Annotated in this window: 8 protein-coding genes; 1 reads left to right on the top strand and 7 read right to left on the bottom strand. The window is 71.5% G+C overall.

Annotated features, from left to right (window positions below; genetic code table 11):
- Window positions 1-149: 149 nt before the first annotated feature.
- From ACIA8E_RS03310 to ACIA8E_RS03295, 4 genes are all read right to left on the bottom strand, one after another.
- Complete coding sequence (locus tag ACIA8E_RS03310) at window positions 150-1,613, bottom strand: catalase (protein ID WP_399293741.1); 1,464 nt, start codon at window positions 1,611-1,613, stop codon at window positions 150-152.
- A gap of 133 nt (window positions 1,614-1,746) precedes the next feature.
- Window positions 1,747-3,735, bottom strand: a complete 1,989-nt coding sequence (locus ACIA8E_RS03305; RefSeq protein WP_399293738.1) for a SpoIIE family protein phosphatase — start codon at window positions 3,733-3,735, stop codon at window positions 1,747-1,749.
- Window positions 3,736-4,106: 371 nt separating this feature from the next.
- Window positions 4,107-4,823 (bottom strand): DUF402 domain-containing protein, encoded by a 717-nt coding sequence (locus ACIA8E_RS03300; RefSeq protein WP_399293735.1) that lies wholly within the window; start codon window positions 4,821-4,823, stop codon window positions 4,107-4,109.
- Window positions 4,824-4,867: 44 nt separating this feature from the next.
- Window positions 4,868-6,298 carry a class II fumarate hydratase gene (locus ACIA8E_RS03295; RefSeq protein ID WP_399293732.1) on the bottom strand — a complete coding sequence of 477 codons (1,431 nt, stop codon included), beginning with the start codon at window positions 6,296-6,298 and terminating at the stop codon, window positions 4,868-4,870.
- A 106-nt stretch (window positions 6,299-6,404) separates the two neighbouring features.
- Here ACIA8E_RS03295 and ACIA8E_RS03290 point away from each other — a divergent pair, with 106 nt between their 5' ends.
- Window positions 6,405-7,934, top strand: coding sequence for a ricin-type beta-trefoil lectin domain protein (locus ACIA8E_RS03290; protein WP_399293729.1), 1,530 nt, complete (start codon window positions 6,405-6,407; stop codon window positions 7,932-7,934).
- A 52-nt stretch (window positions 7,935-7,986) separates the two neighbouring features.
- On the opposite strand, the gene ACIA8E_RS03285 is transcribed toward ACIA8E_RS03290, so the two are convergent.
- From ACIA8E_RS03285 to ACIA8E_RS03275, 3 genes are read right to left on the bottom strand one after another with little or no spacing between them, the layout of a single operon-like run.
- Window positions 7,987-10,662: an amino acid adenylation domain-containing protein gene (locus tag ACIA8E_RS03285; RefSeq protein WP_399293726.1), complete on the bottom strand. Its 2,676-nt coding sequence runs from the start codon at window positions 10,660-10,662 to the stop codon at window positions 7,987-7,989.
- 29 nt (window positions 10,663-10,691) lie between these two features.
- Window positions 10,692-11,537, bottom strand: coding sequence for an SDR family oxidoreductase (locus ACIA8E_RS03280; RefSeq protein ID WP_399293723.1), 846 nt, complete (start codon window positions 11,535-11,537; stop codon window positions 10,692-10,694).
- The gene (locus ACIA8E_RS03275) at window positions 11,534-12,241 is read right to left on the bottom strand and encodes a thioesterase II family protein (RefSeq protein WP_399293721.1); all 708 of its coding nucleotides are present in this window, start codon (window positions 12,239-12,241) and stop codon (window positions 11,534-11,536) included. Before ACIA8E_RS03275 ends, ACIA8E_RS03280 begins: the two co-directional genes overlap by 4 nt.
- Between the last annotated feature and the right edge of the window lie 7 nt (window positions 12,242-12,248).

Genomic DNA, 12,248 nt, shown 5'->3' with positions numbered 1-12,248 from the left:
GGCGCGGCGCCCGGCGCCTCCCCCCCGCCGTCCCCGCGGGCGGGCCCCCCCCCCGTGCCGCCGGCCCCCCCCCCCCCCCCGCGGGGGCGGGCCGCGCCCCCCCCCCCCCCCCCCCCCCCCCCACTCCCGTGCTTCCACGTACGACGGTGTCAGCCGCCGTTGACCTCCTTGGCGATCCGGTCGCCGAGGTCCTTGTCGACGTTGCGCCAGTACTGCAGCGCCCGCTCCAGGACCGGGCGGCTCACGCCGTCCAGGAGATGGCCGGAAATGTTCGACACGAGCCGATCGCGCGCCGCGTCGTCCAGCACCTTGCGGACCATCGTGCCCGCCTGGCCCCAGTCGTCGTCCTCCCGGTGCAGCTTGTACGCCTCGTGGACCATCTCGCCCGCCGTGGCCCAGCCCGCCGGGTCGCCGTAGCGATCGGTGTCCGCGGCCGGTCCGCCGTACGAGTTCGGTGCGTAGACCGCTCCGGTGCGCGCCGGCTCGTACCGCATCGGGCCGTCCTTCGCGTACGAGTTCCGGCCGAAGCGCGGGCGGTTCGGCGGCAGCTGCGCGTAGTTCGGGCCGATCCGGTACCGGTGGGTGTCCGGATACGAGAAGAGCCTGCCGAGCAGCATCTTGTCGGGCGACGGACCGATGCCGGGCACCAGGTTCGACGGCTCGAAGGACGCCTGCTCGATGTGGACGAAGAAGTCCTCGGGATTCTCGTTCAGCGTCATCCGGCCGACTTCGATCTCCGGGTAGTCGCCGTGCGGCCACACCTTCGTGAGGTCGAACGGATTGAACCGGTAGTCAGGCGCGTCGTCGAACGGCATGATCTGGACGTACAGCGTCCAGCTCGGGTGGTCACCCCGCTTGATCGACTCGAACAGGTCACGGCGGTGGACGTCGCCGTCGATGCCGGCCATCTCGTCGGCCTCGGCCTGAGGGTAGAAGTCGATGCCCTGGTCGGTCTTGAAGCGGTACTTGACCCAGAACCTCTCGCCGCCCGCGTTCACCCACATATAGGTGTGCGAGCTGTAGCCGTTCATGTTGCGGTACGTCTTCGGGATGCCCCGGTCGCCCATCAGCCACGTCACCATGTGCGCGGACTCGGGGGAGAGGGTCCAGAAGTCCCACTGCATGTCGTGGTCGCGCACCGCGCTGTCCGGGCGGCGCTTCTGCGAGCGGATGAAGTCCTGGAACTTCATCGGGTCGCGCACGAAGAAGACCGGCGTGTTGTTGCCGACCATGTCGTAGTTGCCGTGCTCCGTGTAGAACTTCAGCGCGAAGCCGCGGGGGTCGCGCCAGGTGTCGGGGGAGCCCTGTTCTCCGGCGACCGTGGAGAAGCGGGCGAGCATGGCGGTCTGCTTGCCCGGTTGGAAGAGGTCCGCCTTGGTGAACTGGCTGACGTCGTTGGTCACCTTGAAAATGCCGTAGGCGCCGGAGCCCTTGGCGTGGACCACCCTCTCGGGGACCCGTTCACGGTTGAACTGGGCCATCTTCTCGATGAGGTAGTGGTCCTGGAGCAGGATCGGGCCGTCGGATCCGACGGTGAGCGAGTGTTCGTCGCTCTCCACCGGGATCCCGGCATTGTTCGTGGTGTAGGGAGTGTTCTTGGTTTCCTCGGTCACGAGCGTCCTCCCGTCGGTGCGGGGTGTCGGTCAGGTCGTCCAGGCGGCGCCCGGTCACGACTGAGTCAACTCCGACGACGAGAGGTCGGCAACATGTAGACCTTGTCCAGAATTGGGTTATTTCGTCCGCATCCTATTGCTGGCCGCGGGTCGGCATCTCGAACCAGACGACCTTGCCGGTCGACAGCCGGGTCGCACCCCACCGCCGGGCCAGCCGGTTCACCAGGAAGAGGCCGCGGCCGCCTTCGTCCATGTCGCGCGCCCGGCGCTGCCGGGGCAGCTGCGGGGCGTCGTCGCCGACCTCGCAGCGCAGGATGTCGGTCCGCAGCAACCGCAGCGTCACCGGTCGCTCCGCGTACCGCACCGCATTGGTCACCACCTCGCTGACCAGCAGTTCCACCGAGTCCGAGAGCTCATCGAGGCCCCACCTGCTGAGCGCCCTGCGGGCCAGTCGCCGGGCCCGTCCGGGGGCGGAGTCCTCCGGCTCCAGGAACCAGTACGCGACATCGCTCGGCGCGATCCCGTCGAACCGTGCGGCGAGCAGCGCGATGTCGTCGTCCCGGTCGCCCGGGCCGAGCATGTCGAGAACGTCGTCGCAGAGCGCCTCCAGCGGCGGCGAGTGATCCGGTCCGGTGAGCTGGGCGGTGGCGGCGAGCCGCTCGCGCAGCTGCTCGATCCCGGTCCAGACGTCCCGCAGCCGGGATTCCACCAGACCGTCGGTGTACAGCAGCAGCGTGGCGCCCGAGGGCGCATCCAGCTCGACGGCCTCGAAGTCCACCCCGCCGACGCCGATCGGGGCGCCGGGCGGCACCCGAAGCACCTCGGCGCGGCCGCCCAGATGGAGCAGCACGGGCGGCGGGTGCCCGGCGTTGGCAATGGTGATCCGGTGCGCGACCGGGTCGTACACCGCGTACAGGCAGGTCGCCATCCGGTCGCTGCCGAGCCGCTGCGCCTGCTCGTCCAGGTGGTGCAGCACCTCCTGCGGCGGCAGGTCGAGCCCGGCGAGGGTCTGCGCGGTGGTGCGCAGCTGGCCCATGATCGCCGCGGAGGTCATGGAGTGGCCCATGACGTCGCCGACGACCAGGGCGACCCTGCTGCCGGGCAGCGGGATGGCGTCGTACCAGTCTCCGCCGACCCGGGCCGTCTCGGCGGCCGGGAGGTAGCGGGAGGCGAGCCGGACGCCGGTGGGCTGCGGCAGCGAGTCGGGCAGCATGGTGCGCTGCAGCTCATCTGCGATGTATGCCTCGCGCCCGTACAGCACGGCCTTGTCGATGCCGAGCGCGGTGTGCGTGGCCAGCTGGGCGGCGACCAGCAGGTCATTGGCCTCGAACGGCGGCCGCTCGGTACCGCGCAGGAAGACGGCAGCACCGATCACCCGCCGGCGGCCGCGCAGCGGGGCGAGGATCACCCGGTGGCCGGAGGGGACGGTGCGCCCGGCACCGAGCAGTTCGGGCAGGGCGACGCGCGCCGCCGCGGAGTCCCCGAAGACGGGCCGTACGCCGCGCAGCACCTCGGCGAGCGCACCGCCCGCCTGCACCTCGCAGAGTTCGGCCGCCGGCGTCAGGTCGGCATGCGGGTCGATGGTGGGCGGGCGCAGTCGCTCGGTCTCCGGGGAGGTCTCGGTCTCCTCGTCGTTTAAACGCAGCCGGTCGGACCGGCGCAGCCGCAGGACGAACGGGGTGGCCGGGCGCTCGTCGCCGACCGGGAGCGGATCGCGGAGGTAGACGAGTATGGCGTCGGAGAACGTCGGCACGCTGGCCCGGCACAGGCCGAGGACGATCTCGTCCAGATCTATGCCGCGGGCGATCCGTCGGGTCGCGGCGCCCACGAAGCGCAGCCGGTCACCTTCGCGGCGGGCCACCGTCTGCGGGTCGGGTCCCGCCGCCGCGGCGCTCGGCGCGCCGGCGGGGGTCGGTGCCGCTGCAGGGCCGGGAATCGCCGTGGGATTCGAGCCGGTGCCCGGGGGCGTGGCGGGCTTCGGGCCCGACGCCGCGGCGGGGCCGGGAATCGCTGCGGCAGGGGCGGCTGCCGGTGCGGCGTCCTGCTGCCGCGGCCGGGCGCGTTCCTGCGACCGGGCGGCGAGAGGCTGCCGGCCTTCGTGGGAGGTGGGATGCTCCGTCACGCGTGGGGTTCCGTCCGTCCGGGCCGGTTGTATGAGGCAATCACCTTGTGGGGCGCTACTGTGCCCCGGCGAGAGCGGTGATGACAACGGCTGCCATCGCCTGCCCAGCTCTGCGGGGCCGAAACCGTATGCCTGCGGGGTGTGTCGCTGACAATGTTTCCGCCGTTTCGGCGGCGGACAGCGTGCACATCTCCACCCCCTCGTAGTGGCTCGTGCGGTTGTTGCTGCTCATGCAACTGATGCGGCTCATGAAGATCGTGCAACTCGTGCGATGACTTGCGGTCAGGTCCGGTGCCGCGCCCGCCGGTTGGAGCGGAGCAGCCCTCCGGAGGACGATCCTACGTTTGCCCCCCTGGGGTGCATCAAGGGTCTCACGACGGCATATGCGAGGGCGTACGGTCCCAGTCATCCGGCAGCGCGGGTACCTGCCACCGCGGATCGGGCCGCCAGTTCTCCCAGCCGTCCTGGAACGGAGTGCCCCAGGCTTTGATCACGCCGACGGCCGTGCGGCCCGCCTCCCGTACCCGCCGCGCGGTTTCCCGGTCCATCAGGCCGACCCGCTGCGCCTGGGCGAATTCGTCCTCGTCCAGCCAGCGCCAGCTTCGGTCGGGGTGCACGGCGATGTCGAGAAAGTGATCCTCGGAGTCGACGCCGCCTGCCCAGCGGACGCGCGGTTCCTCCAGGTTCACGTACCAGTTGCGAAAGCTCCAGCCTCGGTCCCAGAACAGCCAGACCGACCAGGGTTCGCCGGGCCGCGCGAGCTTGAGCACGCCCTTGCCGAACCAGGTCGAGCGGGCGACGGTGCGGGGCGCGGTGTACCGGGTGGCGAGCGGCTCAGCGTGCACACTGGTGCCGTCGGCGAGGACCGGTCTGATGCATTCGGTGCCGGGCGCCATCCAGACGGCGAGCAGCTCGTCGGTGTCCTGGACGACGGTGACCGGCCGGCAGATGTGGACCGGGCTGTGGGCGCCGCCGGGCGACCGCGGACCGTTGCCGCGGTAGCGCCACAGGATGTGATCGCCCGGCGCCCAGTACGCGACGTCCGGGCGATCGGCTTCTGCGCGCGCGTTGTCTCCCGTACCTGCCATGGAGAGATCTTAGGGATGCGGCCGCCCGGTTGCTGCGATCCACGTCACGGGCGGGTCATACGCAACACGTCGAGCGCCTCGTCGAGCTGTTCCACCGTGAGATCGCCGCGCTCCACATACCCTGAGGCCAAGACCACTTCACGGATCGTCCGCCGCTCGGCGAGCGACTTCTTGGCGACCTTGGCCGCCTCCTCGTAGCCGATGTACTTGTTCAGCGGGGTGACGACGGACGGCGAGGACTCCGCGTACTCCCGGGCCCGTTCCACGTCGGCCGTGATCCCGTCGACCGTACGGTCCGCGAGCAGCCGGGAGACGTTGGCCAGCAGGCGGACCGACTCCAGCAGGTTCTTCGCGATGACCGGCAGCATGACGTTCAGTTCGAAGTTGCCTGCCGCGCCCGCGACGGCGACCGTCGTGTCGTTCCCCATCACCTGGGCGGCGACCATCAGGACGGCCTCGGGAATGACCGGATTCACCTTCCCCGGCATGATCGACGAGCCGGGCTGGAGGTCAGGAAGACTGATCTCGGCCAATCCGGTGCGCGGGCCGGAGGCCATCCAGCGCAGGTCGTTGGAGATCTTGGTGAGCGAGACGGCGATCGTACGGAGCTGGCCCGACGTCTCGACGAGCCCGTCCCGCGCGCCCTGCGCCTCGAAGTGGTCGCGGGCCTCGGTGAGCGGCAGCCCGGTGACGCGGGCGACCTCGGCGATCACGGCGGCGGAGAAGCCGGGCGGGGTGTTGATGCCGGTGCCGACGGCCGTGCCCCCGAGCGGCAGTTCTGCGAGGCGCGGCAGCGACGCGTTCAGCCGCTCGATGCCGTACCGGATCTGCGCCGCGTAGCCGCCGAACTCCTGACCCAGGGTCACCGGCGTCGCGTCCATCAGATGGGTACGGCCCGACTTCACGACCGTTGCGAACTCGGCGGACTTGCGCTCCAGCGCGGCCGCCAGATGGTCCAGTGCGGGGATCAGCTCACCGGTGACGGCAGCGGTCGCGGCGATGTGGATGGAGGACGGGAAGACGTCGTTGGACGACTGCGAGGCGTTGACGTGGTCGTTGGGGTGGACCTCACGGCCGAGGCGTTCGGTGGCGAGCGTCGCCACGACCTCGTTGGTGTTCATGTTGGAGGACGTGCCGGACCCGGTCTGGAAGACATCGATAGGGAAGTGCGCGTCCCAGCGGCCGTCGGCGACCTCGCCCGCCGCGTCCTGGATCGCGTCGGCGATGTCCGGGGCGAGCACCCCGAGCTCGGCGTTGACCTTGGCCGCGGCGGCCTTGATCCGGGCCAGGGCCTCGATGTGGGCCCGCTCCAGGCGCTGGCCGGAGATCGGGAAGTTCTCCACGGCGCGCTGCGTCTGGGCCCGCCATCTGGCGTGCACGGGCACCTTCACCTCACCCATCGAGTCGTGCTCGATGCGGTACTCGGGGCCGCCGGTGGTGCCGGCCCGGCCGACGGGTGTCTGTGCGTCGTCCATGGATTTCAACCTCCAGAAAAAGTTGAGCACTTGTCTTGTTCTGCGTATTCCCAAGTTGCCTACCGACCAGTAAATACCGGGGGTAACCACAACCCGGGGAGGCGCAATGAGGCGCACCAGACACAGACTCCGCTGTACGGTCGCGGCCGTCGCGGCCATGGCGGCGGCATTGGGCGGCATGACCGCTGCCGCCGGGCCGGCCGGCGCGGCACACCGGTCCGGTACCACCCCTACCGCATCCACCCCCCTCCCGCCCGAGCTGGAGGCCATCCGCGCCGCCGAAGCCACCCGGCTGTACGGCGATCCGGCCGAGCGCCCGCTCGCCGACCGCAGGACCGGGCTGATCTCGCTCGGCGACAGCGAGATCTCCGGCGAGGGAGTCGGAACGTACGAGGCAGGCACCAACGGCCCCGACAATTGGTGCCACCGCTCGCCCGACTCCGCCATCCACCGCACCGGGATCCCCGCCGACGTCACGTACAACGTCTCCTGCTCGGGCGCGTACACCGGAAACATCGTGATCGGCGGATCCAGGCAGTACGCCGACGAACTCGTGCAGAGCGACAACCTCGCCATCAAGGCCCGCAACACCCGCATCAAGATGATCGTGCTCGTGGCCGGCGCCAACGACGACCTCCAGTTCGGCCCGGTGATGACGGACTGCGTGGAGCGCTGGGTGCTGCTCCAGGGCGCGTGCCGGCCGACGTACGAGGGCGGCTGGCAGGCTCGGGTCGACGGGCTCGTCCCCAAGGTCGAGAAGACCGTCCGCGACCTGAAGACCGTCATGTCCGACGCCGGTTACGCCAGTGGCGACTACAAGCTCGTGGTCATGGGCTACCCCAGCCCCATCGGCCCCGACTTCAACGACAACCCGAACTTCCCCGGCAAGATTCCGGGTGGCTGCGCGGGTTACGAATCCGACGCCGCCTGGGGCCGTGACGTCGCCGTCCCCGCCTTCGAGCGCGGAATGCGCAAGGCCGCCGCCGACACCGGGGCCGTCTACCTCGACAACTCCCGGCTCTTCCACGGCCACGAGGTCTGCATGGAGGACACCTGGGCCCGCGGCCTCTACATCGACCTGTCGCATTTCCCGCCGGACTCCAACTCCGTCCGGCAGTCCTTCCACCCCAACGCGCGCGGGCACGCCGCCTTCGCCTCCTGCCTGACCCAGATCTACAACTCCGGTCTGCGCGAGGCGAGCTGCGCCGACCCGGCCAGCACCGGAAAGCCGGTCCTCGAGCCTGCCGCCTGGGACTCGGTCTTCCAGCCCCTCAAGAACGAGGCCACCGGCACGTGTGTCGACGTCCCCGCGTCGGTGACCCGCAACAACACGAAGATCGCGGGCTGGGACTGTCACGGCGGCCGCAACCAGGGCTGGTGGTACGACGCAGGCACGAAGGCCGTCCGTACGGAACTGAGCCATGACCGGTGCCTCGATGTGCCGGGCGCCGACTACCGGGCGGGTGCCACGCTCATCCTGTGGAACTGCTCGGGCTCGGCGAACCAGCAGTTCGTCCAGGAGTCGGGCACGTTGCGCCCGGCGGCTTCGACCGGGCTGTGCCTGACGCTCGCGTCGGCCAAGGACCCGCTGAAGCTCCAGGCGTGCGACGGGACGGCGAAGCAGCGTTTCGCGTAGGGCCGCAGGGCGCATGACGGCGGGGCGGTCGCGCAGTGCGGCCACCGCGCCGTCACTCGTCCACCGCCTCGCTCAGGGACCGGACCGTCGGCGACAGATAGAGCCGCCGCAGCGGCACCGGAGGCAGACCGCGCTCCCGCATCGCGGTGGCGAGACGGATCGCGTAGAGCGAATTGCCGCCCAGATCGAAGAAGTTGTCGTCGGGGCCGACCGGCACGCCGAGGACGGACTCCCAGATCCCGGTGAGTTCGGCGAAGGGGTCCGCGGGGGCAGCGGTGCCGCGCGGGGCGTCGGCCGGGGCCGTCGGGGCGGGCAGCCGGGACGGGTCCAGCTTGCCGTTCGAGGTGAGCGGGAGCCGCGGCAGGGCGGTCACCGACGCGGGCAGCATGTGCTCCGGCAGCAGCTTCGCCGCCCGTCGGCGTATGTCGTCGGCCGTGCCGACCGGGTCCGCCGCCAGAACCACGTACGCATCGATCCGCACACCCGCCGCATCCAGGAACGCGTCCCCGGACACCGCCACCGCCGCCGCGGTCACGGACGGATCGGCCAGCAGCACGTGACGGATCTCGTCCAGCTCGATCCGGAACCCGCGCACCTTCACCTGGCTGTCGATCCGGCCCAGATGCTCCAGCGTGCCGTCAGGGAGCAGCCGGCCCAGATCGCCGCTGCGGTACATCCGTCCGCCGTGCCACGGGTCGGGTACGAAGCGCCGCCCGGTCAGGTCCGGGCGGCCCAGGTACCCGGTCGCGACCCCGGCGCCGCCGACATGGATCTCGCCGGGTGCCCCAAGCGGGACCGGCCTGCCCCGGGCGTCGAGCACGTACACGTACCAGCCGGGCAGCGGACGCCCCACCGAGCGGGATCCGGACAGCGCCGTGCGCCGGGTCACCGTCTGCGCCGTGACATGGACCGTCGTCTCGGTGATGCCGAACATGTTGACCAGCCGGCAGCGGTCCTCGGGGTGGCGGTCGAACCAGTCGCGCAGCGGGCGGGCGTCCAGCGGTTCGCCGCCGAGGACGACCAGGCGCAGGGCGAGCGGCGTGCCCTGGCCCTGGCGTTCCCCGTGCTCCCGGTCGGCGGCCATGAGCTGGGTGAATGCGGACGGGGTCTGGCTGAGAACGGTGACCCCCTCCCGTACGAGCAGGGCGTGGAAGTCGGCGGGGGAGCGCGACACCCAGTAGTCGACGACGACCAGCCGGGCGCCGGTCAGCAGGGCGCCCCAGATCTCCCAGACGGAGAAGTCGAAGGCGCTGGAGTGGAAGAGCGTCCACGTGTCGCCGGGGCCGAGACCGAAGTCGACGCGGGTGGCCTCGATGAGGGCGAGGACATTGGCGTGCGGCACGACGACACCCTTGGGGCGGCCGGTCGAGCCGGAGGTGTGGATGACATACGCCGGGGTGGTGGCGGGCCGGGCGGTGGCGGCCCGGTGGTCGGCCGGGTGGCCGGTGAGGGTGGCGGTGTCCTCCACCGTCAGCCGCAGCCCGGCGTCCTCGGCCGTGCGGGCGCGGCGGTCCGCGGGGTGGTCCGGATCCAGCGGTACGTAGATCGCGTCCGCTTTGAGGACGGCGAGCATCATCGCGACGAGGTCCGCCGAGCGGGGCAGGCAGAGACCCACATGATCACCGGTCCGGACGCCCCGGGCGCGCAGCCCGGCGGCGAGTTCGTCGGCGCGGGAGTCCAGCTCCCGGTAGGTCAGGGTGTGCCCGCCACAGGTCAGCGCGGGCGCGTCGGGGCGCAGGGCGACCTGGTCCGCGAAGGCCTCGTCGATGCGGCGGGAAGGGAGAGGCGGCGGGGCGGCCGGGCGGCCGAGGGCGAGCTGCTCGGCGGACTCCGTCTCGTCGAGCAGGACGAGGTCGATGAGAGGGGTCTCGGGCGGCACGGTGGCCAACTGGTCCTGTACGCGTGCGACATGGCGCTCGGAGGGGGCGGCTTCGTCCATGGCTTCGTCGATGACGTCGTCGCCCGGAGGAGAGAGAGGAGTGGCGAGAAGTTCCCCGACCGTACGGTCCTCGGACAGGTCGGCTTCGAGCACGGCCCGGCCGTCGAACGCGCCAAGGGTGTTCCCAGGCCGGTCGAGCGCCGAAACGGGCACGGTCACGCGTACGGACGACCTGCCCTCGTACCGTGCGCGCACGAGTGCGGTGGCGGCAGCGCGCCGCAGGGCTTCGGGGCCGGGGAGGCGGGCGGGACGCGCTGCGGGGGAGTGCTCCGCCGTCCGTACCTCATCCGGGCCGAGCTCCCCGCAGAGCACGCGGGAGATCAGTCGGAGCGAGGTCGCGTCCAACGCGGCCGGATCGGCGACGAGGACGAGATCACCGGGACGGGACACGGGCGTGCGCACGGTGCCCTGCCCGGTCCCGCCGGCGGACTCACCCGCGGGATCGCCCGCGGTCCCGCCTGCGAGGGTGCTCGCGACGTTGCCTGTGGCGTCCGTCGCAGGGGCGTGTGCGCTCCCGCCTCCGGACTCACCCGCGCCCTCCTCCTCGTACCGCAGCAGCAGCACCCGCAGCGGCTGCCCCGGTCCGAGCGGACGTCGGGTCTCGGTCTCGCGGCGGCGTGCTGCCCTCTCCGAGTCCGCCGGTGCCGGGACGGTCTCGGCCCACAACCGGGGCTGCGGGCCGTCCGGCCACCACCGCTTCGACGCCGTCGCGAGCACGGTCGCGACCGTGCCGTCGTCCGTCGCACCCCGTGGCAGGCGGACCGTCAGCGTATGGCGGGCAGTTGGCACCGGTGCTCTCCTCCTCGTAGGGGTGCGCCTCAGCGCGTCGTGAATCCGCCGTCGACCGTCAACACGCTCCCCGTCACCTGACGCGACTCGTCCGACGCCAGCCATAGCGCCGCGTCCGCGACATCCTGTGGCTCGACGAGTGCGTTCATCGGCTGCGCCCGGACGAACGTCTCCTCATGCTCGGCGACCGGCACCTCCAGCGACCGGGCGATCTCCGCGAGCATCCGGCCCTCCATCGCCTCGTCGTCCCGCACCGATCCGGGGCACACCGCGTTCACCCGCACCTTGCGCGGCGCGTAGTCCAGCGCGACGGCTTTGGTCAGCCCGACGAGGCCGTGCTTGGCGGCGACGTAACCGGCGAAGTGCCGGTAGCCGACCAGGCCCGCCGTCGACGCGATGTTGACGATGGAGCCGGATCCCTGCGCCGTCATCCGTCCGCCGACGGCCCGGATCGCCCGCCAGGCACCGCCGAGGTCCACATCGATCATCAGCTGCCACTCGGGCTCGGTGATCTCGTGTGCGGAACGGCCCGAAGGGGCCGCGATCCCCGCGTTGTTGACGAGGACGTCGATCCGACCGAATCGCTCCTCCGCATCGTCCGCCGCCGCCTCCAGCGCGCCGAGATCCCGCACGTCCGCCTGCCGGGTCAGCACGGCGGAGCCCGCATCGCGGCAGAGCTCCGCCGTGTACGCGAGCTGGCTCGCTGAACCGAGGGGATACGGCACGCCCGGCAGCGGACCCGACACATCGAGCAGCAGCAGATCCGCGCCCTCGCGGGCGAACGTCAGCGCACAGGCCCTGCCGAGCCCGCGTGCCGCACCCGTGATCAGCGCGGTCCGCCCGGCCAGCCGCCCGGTGCCGCCGCTCGTCGTCATCCCTCGCCCAGTTCGGTGGCGATCAGTTCCAGCAGTGCGCCCGGACGGTCGGCCAGATACATGTGCCCGCCGTCCAGCTCGGCGACGGTCAGCTTCCCGCTCGTCGCCCACCCCCACTCGGCTGCGCCGGCCGCACCGACGAGCGTGTCCGTACGCCCGCGGACCGAGACGACGCGCACGGTCAGCGGCCGCTCGGAGGCCGGCCGGTAGCTCTCGTGCAGTTGTACGTCGGCCCGGAGCGACGGCAGCAGCAGCTCGCGCATCTCCGGGTTCTCCAGCGCCGGATGCGCGTACCCGGCGAAGCTCTTCACCCGTGCGACGAACTCGTCCTCCGGCAGTCCGCCCGCCCGGTCGGTGCGGGCCGTCCACGGGCCGGGCGAGCCGCTGACGAAGAGCGCTTCGAGACGGATCCCCGGCTCGCGTTCGAGCCGGTGCGCCAGCTCGTACGCGAGTACCGCGCCCATGCTGTGACCGAACACGGCCACCCGTCGGCCCGTGCCCCCGAGCGTGGCGGTGACCTGGGTGTACGCGTCGTCCACGGCCTCGGCCGCCGAGGTGTACGCGGGCTCGGCGAACCGCTTCTCCCGGCCCGGCAGCTGCACCGGCAGGATCGTCAGCCCCGCCGGGGCCTGCCCCTGCCACGGCGTGAAGAACGACGCACCCGCCCCGGCGAAGGGCAGGCAGATCAGGACAGTCTCTTCCACGGTCTCT

The sequence above is a fragment of the Streptomyces sp. NPDC051664 genome, assembly GCF_044453545.1.
In the GTDB taxonomy this organism is placed as follows: Bacteria; Actinomycetota; Actinomycetes; order Streptomycetales; family Streptomycetaceae; genus Streptomyces.
The sequence above is the reverse complement of the archived record's forward strand: the minus strand, read 5'-3'. Positions and strand labels throughout refer to the sequence as shown.